Annotated in this window: 26 protein-coding genes; 20 read left to right on the top strand and 6 right to left on the bottom strand. The window is 49.1% G+C overall.

Annotated features, from left to right (window positions below):
* Positions 1-145 precede the first annotated feature (145 nt).
* Positions 146-949 carry a C40 family peptidase gene (locus G358_RS0112550; protein ID WP_019637577.1) on the top strand — a complete coding sequence of 268 codons (804 nt, stop codon included), beginning with the start codon at positions 146-148 and terminating at the stop codon, positions 947-949.
* A 118-nt stretch (positions 950-1,067) separates the two neighbouring features.
* Here the strand turns inward: G358_RS0112550 and G358_RS0112545 are convergent, their stop codons facing one another.
* Positions 1,068-1,391, bottom strand: a complete 324-nt coding sequence (locus G358_RS0112545; protein ID WP_019637576.1) for a hypothetical protein — start codon at positions 1,389-1,391, stop codon at positions 1,068-1,070.
* A gap of 128 nt (positions 1,392-1,519) precedes the next feature.
* Between G358_RS0112545 and G358_RS0112540 the strand changes: the two genes are divergently transcribed.
* Positions 1,520-2,104: a hypothetical protein gene (locus G358_RS0112540; protein WP_019637575.1), complete on the top strand. Its 585-nt coding sequence runs from the start codon at positions 1,520-1,522 to the stop codon at positions 2,102-2,104.
* Positions 2,105-2,738: 634 nt separating this feature from the next.
* Here G358_RS0112540 and G358_RS32310 read toward each other — a convergent pair.
* Positions 2,739-2,903, bottom strand: a complete 165-nt coding sequence (locus tag G358_RS32310; RefSeq protein ID WP_019637574.1) for a DUF1328 domain-containing protein — start codon at positions 2,901-2,903, stop codon at positions 2,739-2,741.
* Between the two features lie 275 nt (positions 2,904-3,178).
* Between G358_RS32310 and G358_RS0112530 the strand changes: the two genes are divergently transcribed.
* The 11 genes from G358_RS0112530 to G358_RS0112480 all read left to right on the top strand — a co-directional run bounded on the left by G358_RS0112530 (position 3,179) and on the right by G358_RS0112480 (position 15,188).
* Positions 3,179-3,706, top strand: a complete 528-nt coding sequence (locus tag G358_RS0112530; protein WP_019637573.1) for a DUF948 domain-containing protein — start codon at positions 3,179-3,181, stop codon at positions 3,704-3,706.
* 51 nt (positions 3,707-3,757) lie between these two features.
* Positions 3,758-4,303 (top strand): hypothetical protein, encoded by a 546-nt coding sequence (locus G358_RS31705; protein WP_019637572.1) that lies wholly within the window; start codon positions 3,758-3,760, stop codon positions 4,301-4,303.
* Positions 4,304-4,426: 123 nt separating this feature from the next.
* Positions 4,427-4,771 carry a YflT domain-containing protein gene (locus G358_RS0112520; RefSeq protein WP_019637571.1) on the top strand — a complete coding sequence of 115 codons (345 nt, stop codon included), beginning with the start codon at positions 4,427-4,429 and terminating at the stop codon, positions 4,769-4,771.
* A 142-nt stretch (positions 4,772-4,913) separates the two neighbouring features.
* Positions 4,914-6,083: a PP2C family protein-serine/threonine phosphatase gene (locus tag G358_RS0112515; RefSeq protein WP_019637570.1), complete on the top strand. Its 1,170-nt coding sequence runs from the start codon at positions 4,914-4,916 to the stop codon at positions 6,081-6,083.
* Complete coding sequence (locus G358_RS0112510) at positions 6,080-9,754, top strand: response regulator (RefSeq protein WP_019637569.1); 3,675 nt, start codon at positions 6,080-6,082, stop codon at positions 9,752-9,754. Before G358_RS0112515 ends, G358_RS0112510 begins: the two co-directional genes overlap by 4 nt.
* 109 nt (positions 9,755-9,863) lie before the next feature.
* A complete protein-coding gene (locus tag G358_RS0112505; protein ID WP_019637568.1) occupies positions 9,864-10,742 on the top strand; it encodes a CheR family methyltransferase in 879 nt (292 codons plus the stop codon).
* Between the two features lie 32 nt (positions 10,743-10,774).
* Positions 10,775-12,475 (top strand): response regulator, encoded by a 1,701-nt coding sequence (locus G358_RS0112500; RefSeq protein ID WP_019637567.1) that lies wholly within the window; start codon positions 10,775-10,777, stop codon positions 12,473-12,475.
* Between the two features lie 52 nt (positions 12,476-12,527).
* Positions 12,528-12,866 carry an STAS domain-containing protein gene (locus G358_RS0112495; RefSeq protein ID WP_019637566.1) on the top strand — a complete coding sequence of 113 codons (339 nt, stop codon included), beginning with the start codon at positions 12,528-12,530 and terminating at the stop codon, positions 12,864-12,866.
* A gap of 18 nt (positions 12,867-12,884) precedes the next feature.
* Entirely contained in the window at positions 12,885-13,337 is a 453-nt protein-coding gene (rsbW, locus tag G358_RS0112490) for an anti-sigma B factor RsbW (protein WP_019637565.1), read from the top strand.
* The gene (locus G358_RS0112485) at positions 13,334-14,107 is read left to right on the top strand and encodes a sigma-70 family RNA polymerase sigma factor (RefSeq protein WP_019637564.1); all 774 of its coding nucleotides are present in this window, start codon (positions 13,334-13,336) and stop codon (positions 14,105-14,107) included. Before rsbW ends, G358_RS0112485 begins: the two co-directional genes overlap by 4 nt.
* A gap of 106 nt (positions 14,108-14,213) precedes the next feature.
* The gene (locus tag G358_RS0112480; protein WP_019637563.1) at positions 14,214-15,188 is read left to right on the top strand and encodes a magnesium transporter CorA family protein; all 975 of its coding nucleotides are present in this window, start codon (positions 14,214-14,216) and stop codon (positions 15,186-15,188) included.
* Between the two features lie 173 nt (positions 15,189-15,361).
* On the opposite strand, the gene G358_RS0112475 is transcribed toward G358_RS0112480, so the two are convergent.
* The 3 genes from G358_RS0112475 to G358_RS0112465 all read right to left on the bottom strand — a co-directional run bounded on the left by G358_RS0112475 (position 15,362) and on the right by G358_RS0112465 (position 16,654).
* Entirely contained in the window at positions 15,362-15,589 is a 228-nt protein-coding gene (locus G358_RS0112475; protein ID WP_157274353.1) for a hypothetical protein, read from the bottom strand.
* A 51-nt stretch (positions 15,590-15,640) separates the two neighbouring features.
* Positions 15,641-15,958: a DUF5665 domain-containing protein gene (locus G358_RS0112470; protein ID WP_019637561.1), complete on the bottom strand. Its 318-nt coding sequence runs from the start codon at positions 15,956-15,958 to the stop codon at positions 15,641-15,643.
* 324 nt (positions 15,959-16,282) lie between these two features.
* The gene (locus G358_RS0112465) at positions 16,283-16,654 is read right to left on the bottom strand and encodes a YtxH domain-containing protein (RefSeq protein ID WP_019637560.1); all 372 of its coding nucleotides are present in this window, start codon (positions 16,652-16,654) and stop codon (positions 16,283-16,285) included.
* Between the two features lie 204 nt (positions 16,655-16,858).
* Here G358_RS0112465 and G358_RS0112460 point away from each other — a divergent pair, with 204 nt between their 5' ends.
* Positions 16,859-17,872 carry an asparaginase gene (locus tag G358_RS0112460; protein WP_019637559.1) on the top strand — a complete coding sequence of 338 codons (1,014 nt, stop codon included), beginning with the start codon at positions 16,859-16,861 and terminating at the stop codon, positions 17,870-17,872.
* 147 nt (positions 17,873-18,019) lie between these two features.
* Positions 18,020-18,739, top strand: coding sequence for a pirin family protein (locus G358_RS0112455; RefSeq protein WP_019637558.1), 720 nt, complete (start codon positions 18,020-18,022; stop codon positions 18,737-18,739).
* 89 nt (positions 18,740-18,828) lie between these two features.
* Here the strand turns inward: G358_RS0112455 and G358_RS0112450 are convergent, their stop codons facing one another.
* Positions 18,829-19,056, bottom strand: a complete 228-nt coding sequence (locus G358_RS0112450; protein WP_019637557.1) for a DUF1128 domain-containing protein — start codon at positions 19,054-19,056, stop codon at positions 18,829-18,831.
* A gap of 135 nt (positions 19,057-19,191) precedes the next feature.
* Between G358_RS0112450 and yyaC the strand changes: the two genes are divergently transcribed.
* From yyaC to G358_RS30060, 5 genes are all read left to right on the top strand, one after another.
* A complete protein-coding gene (gene yyaC / locus G358_RS0112445; protein ID WP_019637556.1) occupies positions 19,192-19,737 on the top strand; it encodes a spore protease YyaC in 546 nt (181 codons plus the stop codon).
* A 99-nt stretch (positions 19,738-19,836) separates the two neighbouring features.
* The gene (locus G358_RS0112440) at positions 19,837-20,637 is read left to right on the top strand and encodes an alpha/beta fold hydrolase (RefSeq protein WP_019637555.1); all 801 of its coding nucleotides are present in this window, start codon (positions 19,837-19,839) and stop codon (positions 20,635-20,637) included.
* A gap of 1,293 nt (positions 20,638-21,930) precedes the next feature.
* Positions 21,931-22,578 (top strand): DUF6483 family protein, encoded by a 648-nt coding sequence (locus G358_RS0112425; RefSeq protein ID WP_019637553.1) that lies wholly within the window; start codon positions 21,931-21,933, stop codon positions 22,576-22,578.
* Between the two features lie 59 nt (positions 22,579-22,637).
* The gene (locus tag G358_RS0112420) at positions 22,638-23,804 is read left to right on the top strand and encodes a class I SAM-dependent methyltransferase (RefSeq protein ID WP_019637552.1); all 1,167 of its coding nucleotides are present in this window, start codon (positions 22,638-22,640) and stop codon (positions 23,802-23,804) included.
* Positions 23,805-23,981: 177 nt separating this feature from the next.
* Positions 23,982-26,177, top strand: a 2,196-nt coding sequence (locus G358_RS30060; RefSeq protein ID WP_033404010.1) for an O-antigen ligase family protein, incomplete at its 3' end; no start/stop codon positions are given.

Below are 26,177 nucleotides of genomic sequence, written 5' to 3'. Positions count from 1 at the left end.
TTTGTAATATAAAAATTTGCATAACACGAAAAACGACTTATTTAGACAATCTTCGACAAACGATATAATGGTTAGAAGTTAAAAAGAAAGGAGGAATTTACAGCACTTGTCCATAATTCCAAATCACATCTAGGAGGTTACATCATTGAAACGGAGTTTGGCTTTATTACTAACCGGTGCAATGGCACTATCTATTTACTCGGCGATGCCGGCAACTATGTCTGCGGCTGCCTCACAACAGGCGGTTGTGAAATCAGGATCGATCGTAGCTGGAGTTAATTTTCGGGACAAGCCTTCCTTATCAGGAAAAGTTATTGGCTTCTTAAAGAAGGGCACAGCGGTCCAGGTGCTGGATCAAAGCAATAAGTATTTCTATAAGGTGAAAAATACCGATGGAAAGATCGGTTATGTGAGTGCTGCGCCCAAATATATAAAAGTCAGCGGCAAAACAACTGCTTCTAACGGCGGAACGCCATCCGCGCCAGACGTATCCTTGCCTGCGGATATCAAGAAACAAGTTGACAAAGTCATCCAAACCGGGAAGCAGTATATGGGAACCCCTTACGAGTTCGGGTCGAACCGGAAGACGACGGCAACCTTTGACTGCTCTGATTTCGTAAAGCATATTTACAATAAGGCCCTAGGCATTAATCTTCCATCTGACTCCCGTAAGCAAGGGGCCTGGATTAAGGACAACAGCAAAGCGGTATATAAGAAAAGCGATCTGAAGGCAGGAGATCTGGTCTTTTTCATGAGCTATAAAGGCTCGTCTGCCGCTGCATATAAAGGAATTAACAAAAATAGCCAACGGATTACGCATGTTGCCATGTATATAGGCGATGGAAAATTACTGCATACGTATTCCGTAAAATCCGGGGGCGTCCGTATCGACCAGTTTGACGGTTCATGGGAACATCGCTTCCTGTTCGGTGGAAGTGTGTTGAAATAATAAATTGCACTATTAAGGTTTTTAAGCCTTTTAATCATCAATCGCTCCGCGGCATAAAGGGGGAATCCTTTGCGCTGCGGAGCGATTTTGTGCAGAAAATGAATGATTATGATATAAATTAGCTATAGTCCGGAACATAATCTGGAATTTGAATCCAGGCCTTGCCAAGCCAAGTATATATTTCAACCCAATCGTTGATGACTTGTCCCGTTGGGTGGACGAGCTGCGGAGCGAGAGCGTTAATCGCATCCCCGTTCGGATTGGCATAGAGCTTAGTAATGTCCTGCAGGTTAATCGGATTCGGGGCGATCACCGTGTCCTGTGCCTGGATAAGCGGCTCTTCCAGGTTCAGAATGACGGAATCAGACTCGGCTGCTGAGACAGCTGTAGCCAGAGCGGCAGAAAGTACGACGGCAGCGGTAATAGCGGTAAATTTTTTCAATGATAACTCCTCCTCGAATATATTTGATTGTATACATGTTCGTATTTATCTAATAAACAATCAAGCAACTAAAGAATCATTCAAAATGATTATTTTTAATTTAGAGGCTGGAAAAGGAGTGTGAAAAAATGAGAAAAAGGCGATTTCGATGGGGATTTAGTCTGATATTGTTCCTACTTTTTGCAGTTTTGCTGGTGACGATCGTAATACTATATGTCCGTCCAGAACGAACGCTGGATATGAACTATTCCGAAATCGTTTGGAAGGACAAGCTTACGCAGATGCTTGAAACGCGCAAACCCGAGCTAGAGCTGAGCGAGGCAGAGTTCAACAGCCTGGCCAAGGCGAAACTGGTGAAGGAATTACAGCGCTATGAGCTGCCCATCAGTGTAACAGGCGCGGATTTTCAGCTTGACGGCGATATGCTTCTCGTTCACATGAGCGGTTCGTGGGGAAGGGCGGAATTCGGTGCGGCGGTTCATTATCGGATGGAATATTCGGCAGGCCAGTTGGAATTGACGCCTGAAGCTGTGCGCGTAAGGCAGGTTTCAATATCCCCGCAGCTATTGGGGCTGGAACGGCTGGAGATCCATTTGGAATCTTACATGCCAGACATTGTTGCGGTGAAGGAAATCGCTTTTCATGACCGCAGCATGACCCTCAGGCTTACATTCGACTGGCTGGAAATCGCCAGCTACTTAACCTCTTACTGAAACTGCCGTACTTGCTTAAGCTTATGAAATATATTGCAATAAAAAGGGGTTAGTGGAATTGGTGAGAGTCATGAGAAATGAGAGTGATGAGACTGACGAGACTGACGAGACTGACGAGACTGACGGAATTGGCAGAACTCGAAGGACTGGTCACTCGTAACGGACACCAGATCCGCTATTTGTTGAAATAGCCCTCTTTCTCCATACTTGCGGACCCTGGCTCCGCTATTTGGACAAATTTATTGTAAATGACATGTTTTGGGGTGCGATAGCGGAACGCAGGTCCGTTAGCTCTCCAGCTTCCTCGTTATTTCACAAATAGCGCCCCCTGTGTCCGATAGGATCGCATATATCCAGTTGCCAAAAAATACATAGACACTCATCCACCTGCGCACAGCCGATAAACAACCACCAGCTGCCGACAACGAACTACCTCACACCAGCACTCACACCTCAGACTAGTAAAAGCAGATATGTAAAAAAAATTAGACGGAAAACGCAATGTTTTCCGTCTAATTATTATTTTAGGGACCTACTGGACAGCCCCCATCTAACCTATTTTCTAACTCGCCAGGTTGTATCCTGCTAGGGTTTATCTGGATGCAACTTTGTCATTAAGCTTGTAATCTAGCGGTTAAAGTGAGCGGCTGCGTCCGGTGAAAAGTGATATGACGAACAGCACCAAAAAAATGAAAAAGAGTACTTTGGCAATCGTAGCCGCAGCGGCGACGATATTAAAGAAACCGAAAATCCCTGCAATTATGGCTACCATCAGAAAAATAACGGACCATTTCAACATGATAATCACCTTTCCTTCATAGTAAAATAGTGTAGTATGAAGCTTAAGCGGAGCAGGCGCTATGCGTACAATGCTCTATGCGGAACACGAACCTGGTCAGGCAGTCCGTATCCGGCATTCCGCCGCTTGTAGTTGTCATTAACCGGGGGAATTCTGGATGAAACAAGAGGTGTTTTTCGACGGAGATGTAGTGAATTGCCTTTGTTTCGGCAAGAAAAACCAAGGGTAACTATGGAGTACCGAGTGTATCAGGTACAGGAAAGAGAGGGAAACGTATGATTTGGCAAATAAGTGTTGCACTCATTGCTGTAGCTTTTGTTGTACTTGTTATTTTCCTGGTAAAAACATTGAAAGCAGCGGAGCAGTCTCTGGATAAGACGACCCAGACGCTTCAGGAAATCCAGAAAACGGTTGACGAGCTCAGTTATGAAGTAAAGCAGGTCGTCAGGCAGGCCAACAGCATTACGGTAGATGTGGAGCATAAGATGAAGCAGTTGGACCCTGTGCTTGATTCTGTGAAAAATATTGGAGATGTGCTGAGCGAAGTGACGCTGGCGGCTAAGCAGGTATCGTCCTCGCTCATCGGGCGGATGAAGAAACCCGCTGTAAAACCGGAACAACGGGCTCAACAGGCTCAGCAGTCCAATGAAGGTCAAACGGTTCAGGCCGGCGGCGCTCCGATAGATCGTTCAATGCATAGTTATAATGAAGCTTATACCGGTGCTGTAAATTCTAAGTCAGACCCTGGCTGGATGAAATGGGTAGACATAGCTTCCGGTGTATGGAATAAATATCGCTCCTGACACTTGAAGATGACGGGATAGGCAAGTTTCTAAAAGAAGAGGGTGATGATAATGCTGAACATGATGCTAGTGCTGTTAGGGCTGCTATCTGCATCTGCAGGCCATGATCCGGCTGCTGCCGTGGACAGCGCTCCACTGCTATCTGTGAAACTTGTCCTGGAACAGCAAACTTCTTCTAAATTATCGTCAATGAGCGAGGACAGTACGGCCTCTACGGTCGACGATTTTCATTCGATGGGGGATGTTACCTTATACGACAATCGGGAAAGTGTCGTTAGAAAAAAGGGAAAGCCGCTTTCGGTAAATAAGGATACTTATTCAGGCTATACTGAATACCAATATGAGGATATCGCGGTCGGCTTGTACGAGGATCTGGTCTATTATGTGCATGTCGGTTCATCTCCAACAAAAATTAAAGTCAACGGGAAATGGATGACCCTGCAGAAGCAGAGCTTGCTGAAGGCCTTTGGCGAACCGGATTTTGAAGCCGAGGACGGGGACGTATACATTCGCGGCTATGCGGCTATTAAAATATACCGTGATCCCGAGAACGGGAGCGTTATAGGCGTGGATCTATTTGACACGATTGCTTCATGAAATATGACGCCTAAAGCGAAAGCGGACAGCCTTGTTTCATGCTTTGATGCGCCGGGTAATAACAGCCATAGAGAAGGATAGGACCCCAAAGAACTCTATTAAAGACAAAGGAGAGTGCTAACGATGAGTACGACGGACAAGAAAGCTTTTGCCAGAGTAGTTCAAAATGGAGTTCAGGCAGTGGAAGCTGTTCATGAGCTTCGGTCTGCAGGATATGTTAAGGATCATATCTACGTTCTCGCACATGATCCGGATCGTACGGGTAGGATTGCAGATACTTCTGATGCAAGTGAAATCGGCATTAAGGAAGAAGGCGTTTTCGATGCCATCGCCAACCTGTTTCGTTCACGCGGGGATGAACTGCGGGCCAAAATCGTTTCGCTAGGCTTTACGGAGACGGAGGCCGCCTTCTATGAGAAAGAGCTGGATTTAGGGAAAGTGCTTGTCATTGCACGGCATTTTGCATAAATGAACATGGTCTTCCGGCCTGAGCGAGAGGAAATAAACATAGATAAGGAATGGGGACAGCACGATTGCCCCATTCCTTATCTATGTTTGGTTATTCCCACTCATCAGGATCGTTTATATTTTGATTATAAGGAGATTTTTTATGAAAATTTTAATCGTAGATGATAACCCGACAAATATCATTATTATTCGGGAAATTTTAAAGAAGGAAAGTTATAGAAATACAGTGGCAGCCTATTCTGCCGCAGAAATGTTTGAGCAGTTAGGCATTGAAGGCACTGGAGTTAAGATTATGCCGGGTTCCTCGGATATCGATTTGATCCTTCTGGATATGATGATGCCAGAAATGGACGGCATTAGCGCCTGTCGTGTCATTCAACAGTATGAAGGACTGAAGGATATCCCGATTATTATGGTGACCGCGGTAGGAGATTCCAAGAAGCTGGCCGAAGCGCTTGATGCCGGAGCCGTTGATTATGTTACGAAGCCGATTAACAAAGTGGAACTTATGGCCAGAATCCGCCTGGCTCTAAGGCTCAAGCAAGAGAAGGACTGGCACAGAGAACGGGATCAGCGAATCCAGGAGGAGCTGAAATTAGCGGCACTGGTACAAAATGCCGTATTGAGCTCGGCGATTGCCGATCCGGAATTTGAAATCGATGCGCTGTACAAGCCTTCTTTTGAATTGGCGGGGGACTTGTATTCTTGGTATCCTCTTGGAGAAGGAAGATATGGAATTATTTTGCTGGATATGATGGGGCATGGAATTTCTTCGGCCTTATTTTGCATGTTCATTGCCTCTGTCCTGAAAGACACGGTGAATACTTATGTCGAGCCGGAGAAAGTAGTTCAGGAGTTAAACAGGCGCTTCAATCAGCTTCATATTGAGAATCAGTTGGTGCAATATTATTTTACGGCCATTTATCTTGTCGTAGATACGAAGTTTAAGAAAATTGATTACGTGAATGCAGGGCATCCTCCGGCGCTATTTTTTCAAGGAAATGGCAGTGTGACGAGGCTGGAAACGGTTTGTCCTCCGGTCGGATTGTTCGATAAAATTGAAGCGAGCACCCATACGGTTTCTTATGAGGGCGAAGGTCATATTGCGCTCTATACGGACGGTTTGATGGAGGTAATGGAAGGAACCCAGGAGGAGCAGATTCAGTTTCTGGAGCAGACGCTGAGCGGTAGCCATACGCTGGACAAAGATCAGATGCAGCGTTTATTTTTCGATGAAGGTCATTCACAGGAACGAGAAGATGATAAATGTCTTGTGTGGATCAGGCTTAAAGAAAAGGAGATTGGCGAATGAAAATCAGAAGTAAATTAGTGATCGGCTTCAGTTCGCTGCTGATCATCATGCTGGTGCTGACCTTTGCCGGCTATGACCGGCTTCATTTTATGAATGCCCAGTTAGACCATGTGTATAGTGATGGTTATTTAAAGGTAAAAGCTTCTACGGCTATGCGCGGCGATGTAAACGATATGGCCCGGATACTTACAAATATGGCACAGGTGGAGGACCCGGACTATATTAGCCAGGAGAACGCCAGGCTCCAAAGCAAGGAAGAGTCGGCGCAGCAAAATTTGCAGCAGTTAAGCAGCAGCTTGAATACTGGCGAGGACCGGCAAATCATTAGAAAGATTGAGGAAGCAAGCCTGGATTTCAAAAGCTATCAAACCCGCCTTATTAGTCTATTAACGAATGGTGAATATGACAGAGCGAATGAGTACCGGCTTACCGCGGGACAGAATATCCAGGATCATCTCTTGAACAGCTTGAATGAGCTGAGGGATTATTTGGATGTCCAAATCGAGAAAGAAATTGTCGAGGCGAACGCCGCTTATGAGCGTTCCATACAAATTACGATCGCTACAATGGCTGTCGGCTTGCTGCTGGGACTTGCCATCGTTCTTTGGATTCTGCCCAGCATAGCCAAGGGCTTGAATACTGTAAATTCAATGGTTAAATATTTTGGCAACGGAAAATGGGAAGAGATCCGTAGGCTCACGGTAAAGACGAAAGACGAAATCGGCAGCATTGCCAGCGCCTTTCAAGAACTGTCAGAGGATTTATGGGAGAAGCAGAAGATTGAACAGAAGTTTATCCAACAGCAGAAAGATCAATCCTGGATTAATTCGAATCTGGCCCGCATTACCGAACTGCTTCATGGCATTAACTCATTGGAGCAAATTTCGCAAATGTTCATTAATGAGTTCACTCCGGTCATCGGCGGGAATGCGGGCGCGATTTATATTAGGAAAGAAAGCGAAAATCCGGATGAATTATTCCTGGCAGGCACCTACGCCAAAAAAGGAGAGCTGAATTCCCCGCCCGTATTCCAGGTTGGCGAGGGCCTGATCGGTCAGGTCGCATTAGACCGGAAGCCGCTTTCCTTGCAGGATGTTCCTGCAGACTATTTGCCGGTTCGCTCGGCATTGGGAGAAGCAAGCCCTGCGCATATAGTGATCTATCCCATCATGTTCGAGGAGGAGTTTCTGGGCGTCGTGGAACTGGCCAGCCTCGATCCGTTCACCGCGCTGGAAGAGCAGCTGCTGTCAGAGCTTGCCAATAATTTGGGCATCGTGTTAAACAACGTTAATCGGAGGCTGCGCGTCGAAGAGCTGCTGCGCGAATCCCAGGCATTGACGGAGGAACTGCAGGTCCAATCCGAGGAGCTGCAAACACAGCAGGAGGAGCTGCGCCGCTCGAACGAAGGCATGGAGAAGCAAACCGCGGCGTTAAAGCGGTCGGAAGAACTGCTGCAGCGTCAGCAGGAGGAACTGGAGCATTACAATACGGAGCTGATCGCCAAGACGCGGGCCCTTGAAGAGCAAGTTCAGGAAGTTAAAGAGAAGAATGAGGAAATCGAGAGAACGAAGGATGAATTGGAGCGCCATGCTTCACAGCTCGCCGTAACGAGTAAATACAAGTCCGAATTTTTGGCCAATATGTCGCACGAGTTAAGAACGCCGCTGAACAGCCTGCTCATCTTGTCGCAGCTCCTTTCGGAGAACAAGGATAACAATTTGACGCCAAAGCAGGTTGAATATGCGCAGACCATTCATATGTCCGGGACGGATTTACTGAAAATGATCGATGAAATCCTCGATTTATCCAAAGTCGATGCGGGCAAAATGGAGGTCAATCAGGAAGCGGTCAGTATTGAGGAGCTGGAAAAATTCACAATACAGAATTTTCAGCCTGTTGCAGAGAGCAAAGGGGTTGATTTGCGGATCGAGGTAAGTCCGGAAGTGCCGAAGCGCATTACGACGGATGGGCATCGCGTCAAGCAGATTTTGCGCAACTTGCTCTCCAACGCATTTAAGTTTACGACCGATGGAGAAGTGGCTCTCCTGATTAAAATAGCGCCGCAAGAGGAATTGCCCAGCTATTTGGAGCGCGGCCGCGAATATTTGGCTTTGACGGTAAGAGATACAGGCATCGGTGTGCCTAAAGACAAGACGGAGTTGATCTTTGAGGCGTTTCAGCAGGTGGATGGAACGACCAGCCGGAAATATGGCGGAACCGGCCTCGGCCTCTCGATTAGCCGTGGGCTTTCCTCGCTGCTTGGAGGAGGAATCGGCCTGGAGACGAGGGAAGGGGAGGGCAGCAGCTTTACGCTTTATCTGCCTAAGGAAGCGAGTCACAAGCTGTTCGCGGCGAGCAGAGAAGCGGCAGCGGCGAGTACGGCTCCTGCGAAGGCAGCAGTGCCGGTTAAAGGAGCCTATGCGCTTCCTGTTCCAGCGGGGGAGCATGCGCCAGCCCCAAATCCGATCGATGATGACAGGGAGGCTATTGCAACTGAGGATAAAGTGCTGCTGATTATAGAGGACGATACTACTTTTGCAAAAATATTGCTGGAAATGTCGCGTAACCACGGCTTTAAAGGGCTGGTAGCAATTCAAGGGGACGATGGCCTGCAGCTTGCTCATCAATATTTGCCGGATGCCATCATATTGGATATCCAGCTGCCGGTTATGGACGGCTGGTCCATTCTTAACGAGCTGAAGAGCAGCGCTAAAACAAGACATATTCCTGTACATGTAATATCGGTTGTCGATGATGTGAAGCAGGGTTTAATGATGGGAGCGATTGCCTATTTGCGCAAGCCGTCATCGAGAGAACATTTGGAGCAGGCGTTCACTTATATCGAATCATATACGGAAAAAAGTCTGAAGCACTTGCTCATCGTAGAAGATGATGAAATTCAGCAAAAATCCATCATCGAACTGATCGGTCATGATGATGTGGCGATTACGGCCGTCTCTACGGGCGCTGAAGCGCTTGCGGAACTGCGCAACAAGCATTACGACTGCATGGTGCTCGATCTGATGCTGACGGATATGACCGGCTTTGAAATGCTGGATCAAATTCGCGATGACGAGAGCCTGCATGATTTGCCGATCATTATTTATACAGGCAAAGATTTGGATGCGAAGGAAGAGACCCGGCTGCGCAAATATGCCGAGTCCATCATTATTAAAGATGTTAAATCGCCGGAAAGGCTGCTGGATGAAACAACGCTATTCCTGCATCGGGTAGAAGCGAATTTGCCGGAGGACAAGCGGCGAATACTACAGAAGCTGCACAACAAGGAAGAGTTGTTCGAAGGCAAGAAAATATTGCTAGTTGATGACGATGTCCGCAACGTGTTTGCGCTGTCCAGTGTCCTCGAGAGCTACCGGATGAATGTCGTTTACGCGGAGAATGGCCGGGAAGCGATTGAAATATTGGAAGAGCAGGGCGACTTCGACCTTGTATTGATGGATATGATGATGCCGGAGATGGACGGTTATGAAGCGATGCGGCGCATCCGTGAAAAGCCGGAATTTATGAAATTGCCAATTATTGCATTAACGGCGAAGGCGATGAAGGAGGATCGTTCAAAATGTATCGAGGCCGGCGCATCCGATTATGTGAAGAAGCCGATCCAGACGGATCAGCTGCTCTCCTTAATGCGGGTATGGCTGTATTCATAATTGGCAAATAATTGTATTCGTATTTGCGGGAATGATTGTATTCGTAATGAGGCTTACGGGGTAATAACATTAAAGCGAGGCAGTTAAATGAGAAAGTGGAGTTGAATTCATGTCATCCAGTGATTTCGAAGTATTAGATATAGAAGACCGCGTTCCATATGATGAAAATCAGAGCGAGCGGGAGAAGATTGAAATCAAGCTGCTGCTTGAGGGAGTACACCAGCTGTACGGATACGACTTCCGGAATTACGCCGTTCCTTCCTTGCGCAGAAGGATATGGCACCATGTACATTCCGAGCAGTTGAAGACGATCTCCGGGCTGCAGGAGAAAATATTTCACGACCGGGGCTGCTTTGAACGCTTTGTACAAAACTTATCGATTCCGGTAACCGAAATGTTCCGTGACCCGCACTTATTTCTGGCTTTCCGGCAAAAGGTCGTGCCCCTGCTTAGAACCTATCCTTATATCCGGATATGGCATGCAGGCTGTTCTACAGGGGAAGAAGTATACTCCATGGCGATTTTGCTTTATGAGGAAGGCCTGTATGATAAGGCCCGGATTTATGCAACAGATATGAATGACCGGTCGCTGCAAATGGCCAAGGAAGGCATTGTCGGTATTCAGAAGATGAAGCAGTACACTAAAAATTATTTGGAGGCCGGGGGGACCCGCTCCTTCTCCGAATACTATACAGCCAAATACAACTCGGTTATTTTCCAGCCGTTTTTGCGCAAAAATATTATTTTTGCCGAGCACAATCTGGCAACGGATCGATCTTTTAACGAGTTTAATGTTATCTTCTGCCGTAATGTTATGATTTATTTTGATGAGAAGCTGCGCAATCGCGTCCATGCTTTGTTCCATGAGAGCCTGAGCCATTTTGGCGTGCTTGTGCTCGGCGCTAAGGAATCGATACATTTTACGGATTTTGCTGGCAGCTACGAGACTTTGGATCGCGAAGAGAAAATATATCGAAAGATCAAATGATCTTTCAAAGAATGATTTTTCAGGAGGATTTCATGGGGGTTGAAGAACCGATTCAAATCTTGTTGGTAGACGACCGTCCTGAGAACTTGATGGCCTTGGAAGCGGTGCTGGAAAGCGGGCAATATAAGCTTGTGAAAGCGACCTCGGGGCAGGAGGCGCTGAAATATTTGCTCAAGGACGATTTTGCGGTGATCGTACTTGATGTGCAGATGCCGGGGATGGATGGCATCGAGACAGCCAAGCTGATCAAAGCGCGGGACAAGACGAAGGATATTCCGATTATTTTCATTTCGGCAAACAGCAAGGATGCCGAGCATTTATTCGAGGGTTATTCGGCGGGCGCGATCGATTATATGGTCAAGCCATTCATTCCGCAAATCTTAAAATCGAAAATAGAAGGCTTTGTTGACATGTACCTTATTAATCAGCGTCATAAAACCCAGAGTATGCTGCTGCAGCAAAAAACGCAGGAACTGGAACGGATTAACTATGAATTGGTGAAGGCGAAAGAGGCGGCGGAAATTGCCGCCAAGGCCAAAACGGAATTTTTGGCGATGATGAGCCATGAGATCCGCACGCCCATGAACGGGGTGATCGGCATGATTGATCTGCTGCTGGAAACCGAGCTGCAGGAGGAGCAGAAGGAGTACGCTGAAATTATACGCAACAGCGCCAATACATTAGTTACAATCATTAATGATATTCTTGATTTTACGAAAATGGAGTCCGGCAAAATGGAATTGGAGGAAAGCCCGTTTGAGCTGAGAGTCGGCATACAGGAGGTATTCAACCTGTTCTCGATGGACGCTAGCTGCAAAGGGCTGGAGCTGGTTTATTTTATCGATGACAGCGTTCCGGAAATATTGTATGGCGACATGGGCCGTCTGCGCCAGGTGCTTATTAATTTGATTGCCAATTCCATTAAGTTTACCGATCAGGGGGGGATTTATCTCGTTGTCTCTTCAGATTACAGGGAAGAAGGGAACCAGGATAAGTTTACCCTGGAATTTACGGTGAAGGATACCGGGATCGGCATCGCTGCTGAGAAGGTGGACAGGCTATTCAAGCCGTTCTCTCAGTTGGACTCGTCCATGACGAGAAAATACGGGGGGACCGGGCTTGGCCTTGCAATTTGCCAAACACTCGTGCAGATGATGGGCGGTCAAATCCAGGTGGTTCCGCAGGAGGAGAAGGGAGCTGCTTTTACATTTACAGTCCAGATGGGCACTTGCAATGAGGAAAATATAGATGCGCATTACTGTGCAGGAATGTATGCGGAGGGGCATTTCCCCGCCGCGAAACGAATGCTTGTCGTGGATGATCATCCGATCAATCAGCGCCTCATGGTCAGTATGCTCAATAAGCTTGGGTATGAAGCCGATGTGGCCGAGGACGGAGCTTCGGCCGTAGAAGCGGTATTGGATGGGAGGGGCTATGAAATTATTTTTATGGATCTCCAGATGCCGGTCATGGATGGACTCGAGGCGACTCGAAACATTCGGCAGCGCTGCGACGCTGGGAAGGCGCCGGTAATTATCGCTATGACGGCTAATGTCATGGAAGGCATTAAGGGCAAGTGCCTGCAGTCGGGAATGAACGATTACATCAGTAAGCCGGTCAAGCTGAGCTCCGTGAAGAAAATGATCGCCAAGTATAGCGATGGAAGCGGAGCTGTGGGCTCCATGGAGCATTCTTACCGCCAAGCGTACCAGGAGAGTTTTGCTGATTCATAAGTTGCTTCTTTGGGTTATGAATAGAGAAAACAATTTTCAGGAGAGAGTGTCTATGAATACAAATAAAAATGATAAATTTTCAGCTACGTCGCAATTAGAGAATGACACCTGCACGGTATTTTTGCGGGGAGAGCTAGATTTGTCTGTAGCTCCCGATTTCAGGCAGGTTATGGAGCCGCTCGTCGGGGATGAGGCACTGAACTTGATTATCAACATGAAAGACCTGAAATATATCGACAGTACAGGAATAGGAATTCTATTGTCTATTCTAAAAGCGAGACATGGCATGAAGGCCGAATTCCTAGTTAAGGAAGTGCCGGATCAAATTCAGAAGCTGTTTGAGATGACTGGGATTGCCAAGTTTTTTGCCGCACAAGAGAATTCCCAATAGGAAAGGATCGGAGTAAGAATGAAAGACGAAGTTCAGAGAGTGGTTATAAGTTTGCCAGCTACAGCGGATTATGTGGATATCGTCAGACTGAATCTTTACGGCGTCGCCTCCAAAATAGGATTCTCCTATGAAGATATTGAAGATATGAAAGTGGCGGTGTCGGAAGCTTGCAACAATTCCGTGTTGTACGCATACAAGCATGAGCCAGGAATAATGGAAGTTACCTTTGAGGTGTACGAAGATGCATTATCGATTACCGTTAAAGACGAAGGGGAAAGCTTTGATTCTTGGAGCAAGACAGCAGATCGGGCATCGTTACATGATAAGGAATTGAGTGAGGCACAAATTGGCGGACTCGGCTTTTATCTCATGGAGGCGCTTATGGATGACGTAAGCGTTGAGAGTGTGGCAGGACAAGGGACGAAGGTTGTTCTAACCCGCCGGCTCGCTAAGAGTGAGGAGAAAGTATGAGTGAAAAATTGACTCCCCCCGAGTCTTTAGATGAAGCAACGAGCCTGATCTGGAAATATCAGCAGACAATGGATAACGGGATAGCGACCGTTCTCATTCAGAAATACGAGCCGATGGTGAAAATGGCGGCAGGTAAAATTTCCCGCAACCGCCCCGATTTGTACGAGGATCTGTATCAGGTCGGACAGATGGCCTTGATCAGGCTGCTTCAGCAATATGATATTGAGCTGGGCATCCCGTTTGAGCCCTATGCGATGAAGAGCATGATCGGGCATATGAAGAACTTTTTGCGGGACAAGTCCTGGTATATTCAGGTGCCGCGCAGAATTAAAGAAAAAGGCGCTTTAGTACAGCAGGCCATCGATGAACTGACAGTAAAACTGGAGCGCTCTCCCGATGTAAATGAAATTGCCGAATATTTGGATCTTTCGGTGGAGGAAACGGTTGAAGTGCTGGCTGGAAGGGAGTGCTACCATTACGTATCCCTTGATTCTCCATTAACTCAGGAGGAAAGCGCAGCTACGCTTGGCGAACTGATCAGTTCGGAAGCCAACGATTACGACACGGTAGAGAAAAGAATGGATTTACAGCAGGCGCTTAGTCAGCTTAAGGAACAGGAACAGCGCGTTCTATTGCTCGCTTTTCAGGATGGGCAGTCCCAGCGGGCAATTGCCCAGCAGCTGGGGGTATCGCAAATGAGCGTTTCCCGTATTCAAAAAAGAGCAACCGAAAAACTAAAGAAAATTATGTCGAACTCCAATTTATATTAGCTTCAGGTGATACGACATTTGCCAAAGGCACGCTTTCTTCCGAGAAGAGCAGCGTGTCTTTTTTGAAAAATAAATACAGAATGAACCGGAAAGGGGAGCGTCGACGTTGATTCATTCAAGCCAAGGGAATCATTCGATGACCACAGATCAGGGATGGGACTGGCATGATATTGAAATCGAGAGTTGGGAGAGCCCGAAGGTGGACGAGCTTCGCCGTAAAATTCCTGAAACCGGGGACTGGCTGGATACGATACCTTCTGTAGACACGAATTACTTATCGGTACGCTTTCCGGACGGTTATAACCCGATTTTGTTCGGCTCGCTCGTTTACTCTGTGAAAGAGCAGGTTCAGGAAATAAAAAATTGTGTGCACATTCATTTTTTCGTAAGCAAAAGTCATTTCATAATTATCAATCTGGATGCTCATACGCGGCAAAGAATGCATATGCATGAGAAAATGCAGATGATTCAGTCCTGCAAGCTGCCGATTGAGGGCATGTTCGTATTGATCCGGACGATATTGCATTATATTCATATCGGTATGGACCGGTTTGAGCATAATTTGCGCGAAGTAGAAGAAGTTATGAAGAAGCATAATAAGAAGCACTTGATGGATCAGATTTTGCAGTCGCGCTTTGAGCTGTTATATTGGTCTAACCTATTCATTCCGTTCCAGGAAATCGTGACGGCCGCGCGAGAGGCATATACGGACGAGTTAGAGAGCAGCGTCTATTTCAAGCGGCTTGTGCATCGTACGGAGCGGATGAACGTACTATTCAGGCACTATGAGAAAGAGATCGACACGCTAATATCGATCGATGAGGCCGTATCTGCTTTTCGCGGCAATGATATTATGAAGACGCTGACGATTATAACGGCCATTTTTACGCCGGCAACGGTAATCGGAGCGATATGGGGCATGAATTTCGATTTTCTGCCCTGGGTGAAGACAGGGATTACCGGATTTTTGATCATAAGTGCAATTACGATTTTCAGTACTCTCGCTTTTTACGTATGGATGAATATGAAGGGATGGACGGGGGATTTGCTGCAGGTAGACAAGAAGGATTCTCATTTATAAGAAAGCTTTTTTCTAATAAATTGTTGCTTTATATATGACGATTGTTTGGAGCTGTCGTGAAAAATTTAAGTTGGATGTAATTGGATAAAGGATAGGTTTACAAAGAAAGAACCTGGCGCTGAGGGCAGCAGGTTCTTTTGGGCTTGGTTATCATCTAGGCATGTTGTGTGAATTTATTGTTCCGGATCGGGCTTAAGGCCCCGCGATTCATCCTCACTGTTGGTCGACATTTCCTCCATATCCTCGCCGAGCTGCTTCAAATCCTTCATATCGTTGACCATGGAGCCGTTCTCGGCCTCACGGATGCTTTTGTGCCCCGAATATTCGCCTTCCTGCGCTTCCCTGATCTGTTTGTTCACGTATTCTTCTTGCTCCTGTTCTCCGTTCAATCGAGCCATCATGATCATCTCCTCATCGTAATAGGGCATCACGTCCCTTTACACAGTGTGCCGTTAAGGCTTTGATTTAATGTAATCCTGCAGCTCTTTAATGTAATCGCCAACCATGGGAATGTCTACGAAGAGGCTGAGAAACCAGCCAAGCAGTCCGAGAACGACAAAGGTTCCGACGCTAAGTCCGAGTCCCCGGGACAGGCCGGCCATAAAGTTCGTTACAATTCGTTTTTTCGGGCTCGTATAGTTTTCCAGAATGTCTTTAAACTCCGCTTTTTCCAGCATGTCGGCTATACTGTCCAGTCTTCCGTTTAAACGCTTTACTTCATGCCGCAATTCAAACGGATGCTCTTGCGGGTCCATAGGCTGGGTGCGCATGACAGTACCTCCTTAAAAATATGAAATAGCAGCATTTGCAGCGGGAATATAAACAGCCAGCTCCAAGAGCTGGCTGTTTCAGGGGGCAGCCCCATAATGTATTTACACTTTATTACTATAGTACTTTAGCATCTTAAACTTTGTTGCACTTATTAGATTGTCTGCTACTTCTGTCGCTTCGGTTTTTCAGTCACTCCGGTTACTCCTGGTTAATTCTTGCTACTTCAGTTATTTTGGCTACTATTTCTACCATTTCTACCATTTCTACCGTTGCTACCATTGCTTCGATTGCTTCAGTTGCTTCAGTTGCTTCAGTTGCTTCAATTAATTCTGTTGCTTCGTCTCATTTACGACTTCTTCGGAGGTGCGCTTGACGTCTTCAGCGACATCGGCAGAGGCTTCTTTTACACTGTTGAAAATATTACCCGCACTGGCACCGACCGTCTTGGCCAAGTCCGTCGTTTTCTCGGTCACATTTTTGGCCAGGTCGGTTGCCTTATCGCTTACGACTGAGGCGACTTCTTTCGATTTATCCGTTGCTGCGCTCAGTTTTTCAGATAAATCGCTGCGCAGCTCTCGTCCGGGTTTTGGGGCGTACAGGAGAGCGGCTGCCGCTCCCAGCAATGCGCCGATCACTAAGCCTTTTGTAAACGTAGAACCGTTTTGTACCGGATGTTCCATTTCTTCTTTATTCATATCCTTCGCTCCTTTATATATCATTTCTAAGGGTTGACAAATGGATACTGCTTACTTCCTATATAAACGTCAGAGGAAAGAGTGAAACAAAGAATCCGGCCGATGAAGCGTGGTAAATCATTGTCAGGCTTCGCTATTTGGAAGTGACCAGCAGCTGTACTATACTGTAATGGCACGGGTTCGTGAAAGGGGGAAAAAAGAGCGATGGACAGCTTGAGAGATACATTATTGATTCAGGAATATCGCGGAGGCATTCTGGAATGCAGTCATCGCGGCAACATAAGTGTGGTGGATGAAGAAGGCCAGGTGTTGAATCATGCTGGCGACCCGCACGTTCGGGTGTTTACCCGTTCCGCTGCAAAACCGTTTCAGGCCATTCCGGCCATTCGGGCCGGCATTCAAGAATTTTATCATCTAACCGATGCAGAAATAGCGGTTATGACCGCCTCGCATCGTGCGGAGGATGTTCATATCGATGTGCTGGAATCTCTGCTCGCCAAGATTGGAGTGGAAGAAGAGGGGCTGGTATGCGCTCCAAGTTTACCGCTCGACGGAAAATCCAGGGAAGCGCTCCTTCGATCGGGGGGACAGCGGCGCAGATTGTATCATAACTGTTCGGGAAAGCATTTAGGAGTGCTCGCCTATTGTAAAATGAAAGGTTTTGACTTGGCGAGCTATCATGAGCCGGACCATCCCGTTCAGCGGGAAATTGTCGAAACGCTAGCTCAGCTCGCCGGCATTTCTCCGGAAAACATCGGCCGGGGGACCGACGGCTGCGGTTTTCCCGTATTTGCCCTGCCCTTGTCGGCCTTAGCTGCAGCTTATATGAAGCTGGTCTGCCCCGACCGCATTGAAGATGGCCGCACGGCGGAAGCCGTACGGCAAATTACCCGCGCGATGAATGCCCGTCCGGAGCTTGTCGGAGGCAGCGGCCGCATCGACTCCGCTCTGCTAGAAGATGACAATATCATCGCCAAAGGCGGCTTTAAAGGCGTCTATGGCTTCAGCCTAAAGCGGGAGCGGCTCGGTATCGCCTTAAAGGTATCCGACGGCTCTGAAGAAGAATGGGGCAGGATCGTCCTTGATATATTGAAGCAGCTTGGTTATAGCAACCAAGAGCTTTTGATCAAGCTGGAGGAGCAATTCCCAGCCCGCATATTGAATGATGAAGGGAACGTTGTCGGCCAAACAAAGACGGTGTTCACATTAGAGAATTAGCAGCCCGTGTCGAACTCCGGCCTCTTTTGAGCGTACTTTGATTAGTGTTTTTGCGTTAAGGGTAAGAAATATTTAAACCATATTCAAAACATTCTTAACGGCAATGAATCCAAGTATCGATTTTAATAGAGAGCGAGGAGGATAACGATGATCAAAGTGGTCACCGCTGAGGAGCGCCATACTTCGGACAAAGGAACCATTCATAGTGAATTCAGCTTCTCCTTTGCCGATTATGATGATCCGAGCAATGCGCATTTCGGATGTTTGCTTGCTTTAAACGACAACGTTGTTCAGCCTGGCCAAGGGCTGGCTCCCCATCCGCATCATGACCTGGAGATCGTCACGTATGTAGTATCGGGCACGCTGCGGCATGAAGATGATCTCGGCAATACGCAGGAACTGACAGCAGGAAGCGTACAGGCCATGAGCGCCGGGGCCGGCATTCGCCACTCCGAGAGCAATCCTTCGGCCACAGAACCTGTGCGCTTCATTCAGATGTGGTTTCTGCCTGCAGAGAGGAATTTGAAGCCGGCCTGGTCTTACCGGTGGTTTCCATGGCAGGAGCGTGAAGGGCTGCTGAAGCCCGTTATTGCTCCTGAGGAGACCGGCGGCAGCCTGCGCATCAATCAGGACGTCCGGATGTACATTCCGAAGCTGCAGACAGGCGGGAAACTGGCCATCCCATTCGGCAGCGGACGCCGGACGCATTTATTTATGCTTTCCGGCCACATCGATTTTCACTGTGGAAAGCAAAAGTTCTCGCTCCGTCCTGGCGATGCAGCCCGGGTACGGAATGCGGAGGAACTGAGCGTTTGCAGCACCGCCAGCGAGGGGGCGGCAGAGTTCATATTGATCGATCTGCCTTAACATAAGAAGAGTCCGATGCCCGCAGCAGCAGCGATATGCTAAAGCGGAAATCGGACTCTTCTTTGATTTACACTAAGCCACTAATTCCTTTAATTCCCTCTGAGCTGACCGAGCTCTTTAGCGAGTGCCTCTACTTCCGAAATGCTCAACCGTTCCTTGCTCATTACGATTTCATAAACTTCCAGAATATCGTCGTAGCGGTCGACATTGAAGGCTGAAGCCGACATAGCTGCACCTGTCGCCATCCTTAATTTTGTCTTAATCGCTTCGATCATATATTCCACGTTCTCCTGGGTTTTCTGCGTCAAATCTGCCATGATCGCTCATCCTCTCCATAAAGTGCTCGTTCCAACCTCATTGTATTGTATCATGACAGTTCATCGGCTTCTATGTTTTGCGGTGAAAGAGCGGTTAGGGTACAATCTAAATACGTTCGTACAGGGGGAATGAAGATGAAGTTGGAGGGGCATGGGCTTCATAGTGATTCTGCCTTTAGCCAAAGGAAGCTGACTGGGAAGGAGTTGCCGCAATTCATACAGAGCATTCGCCAGAAGCATCCGCTGGACAGCGTTACTTTTTTGTGCATCGGGACGGATCGCTCTACAGGGGACGCGCTTGGACCCCTTGTCGGGACCCGGTTGGAGGAGCTAGGCTTTCCTTCAGTCGTCGGATCACTGCGGGATCCCTGTGATGCCGATAATTTGGTGCGCCGGATGAATGCGATCCCTAAGGATCACATTATTATCGCAATCGATGCCTGCTTGGGTGTTCCGGCTTCAGTAGGCTCCTATATCGTATCAGGAAAACCGCTTCTTCCGGCCCAATCGGTCGGCGGCGGATTGCCGGAGGCAGGCCATTACAGCATTGCCGCCGTCGTGAATGTAAACGGCCCGAAGCCGTATTGGACTCTAGGGATGACCTCGCTGTACAAGGTCATGCAGATGGCTGATGAAATCGTCCGGGCAGCGGCCGAAGGGTTTGGCGCTGGCCGCCAATAAGTGGAGGAAGCGCCATAACATTAGCAAAAGGCGTTTCAGATGCGCGTTATTGGCTTAATTATATATATTCAATACATAGTCAAGAAAGAAGGATGAACGATGGAAAAGCTAACGATAAGCGGAACAACGATTGCGTACGAAGATCAGGGTGAGGGAGAAGTTCTGGTGCTTTTGCACGGTTTTTGCGGCAGTTCGGCTTATTGGGAGCAGGTGATGCCGCTGCTATCGAAGCATTATCGCGTCATTGTTCCTGACCTGCGGGGACATGGTTTGTCCGATGCGCCGCTCGGCGCTTATACGATAGAGCAGATGGCTGATGATATAGCCGGCCTGCTGGAGCAATTGTCGATCGACCGGTATACGCTGCTGGGCCACTCGATGGGCGGATATGTCACGCTGTCGCTGGCGCAGCGTTATGCGGGCAACCTGAATGGCTTTGGCTTAATCCATTCGACGGCCTTCCCTGACAGCGAAGAGGCCAAAGAGAAGAGGCTGCAGGCGGTGTCATTCATCGGCACTGAAGGTATTACGCCGTTCGTGGACGGCCTTGTGCCCGGTCTGTTCGCCCCTGCCAATGCCGTCTCGCTTGAAGCGGCTCTGGATCGCGTAAAAGAAATCGGCTACAAAACGCCTCCGCAGGGAGCTTCAGGCGCCGCGCTCGCGATGCGTGAACGGATTGACCGCCGCGACGTACTGTCCGCTACGACTTTACCGGTCCTGCTTGTTGCAGGAGAGAGCGACGGACTCATCCCGATTGAGCGGACGTTTACGAGCGAAGGCAGCAATGTCATCAAGGCCGTCATCAAAGGGGCCGGCCATATGAGCATGTATGAGGCTCCCGAGCAGTTGGCGGTCGTCATCAACGATTTTCTGCACCATATCCATAAAGCGGAGGAATAAAATAACGATGGAATAAAGCTCTATCTGGCTTCTGAGCTCTTCGGGCTTAAGCGCAAACGACCGGATGTCTCCTGGCAGACTCCGGTTTATTTGCGCAGCTTGTGTGTTAGCGATTTCTAAACTGGCCGCGGATACTGAATGTTGCCGGAAGGGGACGGCCGTAGTGGACGACGTGTGGCCAGGCGGCTAGGCGAGCCAGGCGCTCGTGGCAAATACAGCACAAGGACAGGGGCCAGACTGGAAATAGCGGTTGAAATAATATAAAATCGGGATCTATATACGGTTGTTTGCGTTGGACGCGTCACATTTATTACGGATTGCCAATTGTATATATTGGGGATTACTAACTTTTATATTATGTAGTACGTATTACGTTAGTTTGAAAGTGGGGAGATGAACGGGTTATCAAGCTGTTATTTGAGTGGTTCTGTATGAAATTTCATACCCAAAATCCAGCATTCGGCAGCTGCGTGAGTGTTCTATATGAAATTTCATACCCGAATCCAGCATTCGGCAGGTGCGTGAGTGTTCTGTATGAAATTTCATACCCAAATCCAGCACCCGGCAGCTGCGTGAGTGTTCTGTATGAAATTTCATACCCGAATCCAGCATTCGGCAGGTGCGTGAGTGTTCTGTATGAAATTTCATACCCAAATCCAGCACCCGGCAGCTGCGTGAGTGTTCTGTATGAAATTTCATACCCAAATCCAGCACCCGGCAGCTGTGTGAGTATTCTGTATGAAATATCATACCCAGAATCCAGCATCCGGCAGGTGCGTGAGTGTTCTGTATGAAATTTCATACTCAGAATCCAGCATTCGGCAGCTGCATGAGTGTTCTATATGAAATTTCATACCCGAATCCAGCATTCGGCAGCTGCGTGAGTGTTCTGTATGAAATTTCATACCCGAATCCAGCACCCGGCAGCTGCGTGAGTATTCTGTATGAAATTTCATACCCAGAATCCAGCATTCGGCAGGTGCGTGAGTGTTCTGTATGAAATTTCATACATCCCTACGTCGGACTGGGCAGTAGCTTAGTAGCAAATGCTCTATTGGATGAACGAAATCGTCACAATATCAGGCCGGCAACGCCAACTGCAGGACAGGTAAATTCAGCAGGGCCATATTGGCGTAATAAGTCTTCGCGTGCCTACATCGTCAACTCCGGCATCTGATCTTCAGTTCTGCCCAGTTACATTAAGGTATATTTGCAGATTTTAAGCTGCAAAAATTGATTTACTCATTAAGAAAATAAAGATTACCCAATTGTGATGTATGGGAGGCTTTTTGCATGTTACGAAAAGATTATCTCGTCCGGGCGATCGAAGAAATTACCGAGGCACTAGGGACGATTTTTGGCTTGAAGCAGCAAAAAAAACACCCGGAAGCCCTTCGAGAGCTTGATGAGCTGTACAGAACCCAGTTTCGTCTAAGCTCTTTGCTGCTGGGCACGCTGTCCTCCAAAGATATTACTGAATTATTCCGAAGCGGGGGCATTATCGAGGCAGATAAGCTGCAAACATTGGCCCGGCTGCTGAGGGAGGAAGGGGACTTATGCCTGGACAGTGGCGATAAGGACGAAGGCCGTCTACGGCAGCAAAAAGCGCTCCATTTGTTTCTTGAGGCCAGGCAGCATGGCGCCGATCCATCCCTGTGGCAGTTGGATGAGGAAGTGTTCAGCCTGATGACGAAGCTCAAAGGTTTCTTTCTCGATCCAGATACAGAACGGATGGTATTCAGGTTTGCAGAGGAGAAAGGCAGATATGATTTGGCCGAAAACGCATTGTATCGCCTGATCGAACATCAGGAAATCGATGTGCATGAAGGGCTCGCTTTTTACGAGCGCTTGGCCGGAGTAGATCCGCTAAAGCTGGAGGAAGGCGGGTTTTCTGCAGCTGAAGTACAGGAGGGGCTTGCCGAACTGCGCCAGCGCTTGTAAAATGGCTTAATTAGCGATAAGGAACAATTATTTGAGAAGTGAAAGAGAGTTGTCTAACTATGGAGTCTTTGCGGAATCTTGTCCATCAACTGGCGGAGGAAGGCACCTTGATCTCCGCTACACTCAGTCAGCGCCGCAAGGCGGGCGAAGCCGGCTATACCAAAGTGGTCGTTAAACCCGTGGAATTGAAGAAGAGCCTTCATTATCAGCTGGCGTATCATTTTGCCAATAAGGTCACGCATGAAAATATTGCGGCTTCGTTATTCGAAGACAAGATGATGGAACTGTTCGAGAATACGTTCCGGCAGGGGCTGCTGTGTACCGTCCAGGCCGACTATCAAGTGCTGATCAGCAAGAAATACAAAGTATCGATCCTGAAGAGATCCCCATCCAAGAAGCCTGCTGTGCTGACGCACAATCGGCAGAAGCAGTACATTTTGGAGGAAGGCGTTCCTGTACCGTTTCTGATCGAGCTGGGCATCATGAATCCGGACGGGAAAGTGTTTGCCAAAAAATATGATAAGTTCCGGCAGATCAATCGTTTTCTGGAGATGGTACAGGATGTTATTCCCCACCTTCCGGAGGATCGCCCGCTGACGATCGTCGATTTCGGCTGCGGCAAATCGTATTTGACGTTCGCGCTGTATCACTATTTGTCCGTGCAGCAGCGCCGGCAGCTGAACGTCGTCGGGCTTGACCTGAAGGCGGACGTCATTGAGCACTGCGGGACTCTCGCACAGAAATTGCAATATAATCAGCTGCGCTTCCTCGTAGGCGATATAGCGGATTATGATGAGCTCAGTCAAGTGGATATGGTTGTTACCCTGCATGCGTGCGATACGGCAACGGATGCAGCACTGGAGAAGGCGGTACGCTGGGGGGCATCGGTTATTTTGTCCGTGCCTTGCTGCCAGCACGAACTGTTCAATCAGGTCAAGAGTCCTGTGCTTGAGCCGCTGCTGTCGCACGGCATTTTGAAGGAACGCTTCTCGGCGTTGGCTACGGATGCTATCCGCGCCAAATTGCTCGATTTGCTTGGCTATAAAACGCAGCTGCTCGAGTTCATTGATATGGAGCATACGCCCAAGAACATTTTGATTCGGGCCGTTAAGTCGTCAAGGACCGATACGGAGCAGCTGTGGCGGGAATATGCCGCCTTCCGCGACTTTTTGCATGCCGATCCTTATTTGGAGCGGGCCTGCCGGGACTTGCTGCCAGGCAGTTGATCCCTGCCGGGCTAATAGCGTAATAATGCCGAGGCCTCTACGGGTTGAAGCGGCTTAGTTTTCAAGTTTGAAGCGCTCTTACAAGGTCAACACTTTAGGTGTTGGCCTTTTTGCGTGCATCATGCGGCACGATACGCAGCAAAAAGGATTGTAACCGATGGAAAAGGGGAGCAGGGCATGAGCGCAAATAGGGTGAAGACAGAAGAGCCCAGAAATGAAGTGCCGGCGATGATGGCGGCATTTTTTTGCATGGCGGCAGGCTTTGTTTCCTGCCTGAGCCGGGGGTTATATTTTATAGATGAAATGGCAGCTTTAGGACTGATGTCGCTGGGAACGGCAATGACAGCCATCATAGTGATGGGACGGACGGTGAGAGTACGTTTACTTCCCGTTAGTTTGCCTGCAGCCGAACATCCATCTGCAGATTATCTACCACGAGATCATCTAACAGCAAATCACCTAACAGCAAATCACCCAACAGCAGATCACCCAACAGGGGAATATTTATCAGCTAATGATCTACGGACTGTGCGGACTGTGCTTCATACTGTTCTGTTTATCGCAGCTCCATTTATGGTCGCGTTCCTGTATGCCGTTCATTTGGCTGCAGGTCCCTTGTCCGTACAGAGCACCGGAGAAGCTATGCTTGCCTGGAGCTTCTACGGCTGCTTTGGGTTGTCTGCCTACTACGCCGCAGGCTGCGCAGGAGGCAGGAAGGCTCTTCATGCAGGCTGGAGTATAGTCGGACTAGTGCTTGGCGTGACGGGACTAGCATCGGTATATGGGGTGTTTCCGTTTCCAGATGCCATTTTTCGCACAGATCAAGCGGAGTTAGCGGCCAGCGGCGCGAGGCTAGGCGGGCTGCTGCAGTACCCCAACGCCTTTGGGACGGTGATGGGAGCCTTTCTTCTGGAGCGGCTGATGGCTCTGGCTCGGATGGGCTCGGCAGACTTTACCCGCGAGCATAGTTGGAGAGGCCATGCTGCAGCAGGCAGCGCTTTTATTTATGCCCTGTGCCTGCTGCTGACGGAGTCGCGTGGAGCCTGCCTGGCGACAGCAGCAGCAGGGCTTGTCGGACTGTGCCTGCTGCCTGCTGCTAACCGCTCCCGTTTTGCGTGGCAAAGCGGGGCGCTGCTGCTCTGCGGTTCGATTGCCGGGGTCCGGCTATCTGCCTCGTCGCTTGCGCCGCCGCTCCTCCCCGGGCTGCTTTTGCTCGCGGTCACCGCAAGTGCAGCTATGTTTGCGGCAAAGTACTTGGCCGGACCGGGCCAAGGCCAGAGTCAAAAACAAAGAGAAAGAGAAAAAGAAAGAGAAATCCACAGCCAAAGCCAAGGAGGAAGCCAAAAACAAAGGCAAACTCAAAGCCACGGCCAAAGCCAAGTTCAAAGCCAAAGCCAAGTACAAAGCCAAGTCCCCCGCTTGCAAGCCGCGGGTCCCGCCGTTGGCGTAATTCTGCTTGCGGCGGGCCTTTTCGGCGCAGCGCTGAATTTGGGCCTGTTCGAACGGACAAGCCCGCTGTCGACCGCTTCCGCCCGCATCCTCATGTACCGTGACGGGGGGAGTCTTTTCCTCGACTCTCCTTGGGTTGGTCATGGGGGAAAGACATGGGAAGCGATGTTCCGGAGCGTTCAAAGCTCTCCTTACGTTGGAGGAGAGGTTCACAGCGGCTATTTGAACATCGCGCTGGATACAGGGCTGATCGGGCTGGCTATCGCGCTGCTCTGGCTTTTCGCCATTGGCGCTGCCTTAGCCCGCGTGCGCAGCCGGATGCTGCCGCCCTTCCTTGCGGTGCTCCTTCATAGCGCGGCCGATTTCGATATGAGCTACGGCATCACTTGGCTGCTCCTCATCTGGATGGCCGCCCTTGGCACCGCCCGCCGCCCGCCGCGTTTCCCGGCGCCGCCTGCTCACTCAGCGGCACAGCGCCGGCTGTACCGCGGCACGTACCTAGCCCTGGCCGCACACCTGGCTCTAGCCGCGCTGCTTCTGCTGGCGAGCGCGACGGGAGCACGGCAGGCTGTCAGCCTGACACAGGAGCGGCAGGCGGTGGCAGCCGCAGCTTCGGGCAAGGGACAGCAGGCCGCGGCCCATCTGGAGCGCGCGCTAGCCGTTTATCCGGCCCGGACCTCGGCCCGGCTGCGGCTCGCCGGCTTGTCCGCTGCACCTGCACAGGCTGGTCTGCTGCGGCAAGGGCTCGCTTATGACCGGGCTGACCCCGAGCTTTGGGCGGCCTTGGGACGAGCGCTGGCTGGCCCACAGTCCCTGTCCGGCCCACAACCACTGCCCAGCCCACAGTCCCTGTCCGGCCCACAACCACTGCCCAGCACGCAGACTCTGTCCGGCCCACAACCACTGCCCAGCACGCAGACTCTG

It is taken from the genome of Paenibacillus fonticola DSM 21315 (genome assembly GCF_000381905.1).
In the GTDB taxonomy this organism is placed as follows: domain Bacteria; phylum Bacillota; class Bacilli; order Paenibacillales; family Paenibacillaceae; genus Fontibacillus; species Fontibacillus fonticola.
Note: the sequence above shows the minus strand (reverse complement) of the source record. Positions and strands in the feature narration are given on the sequence as shown.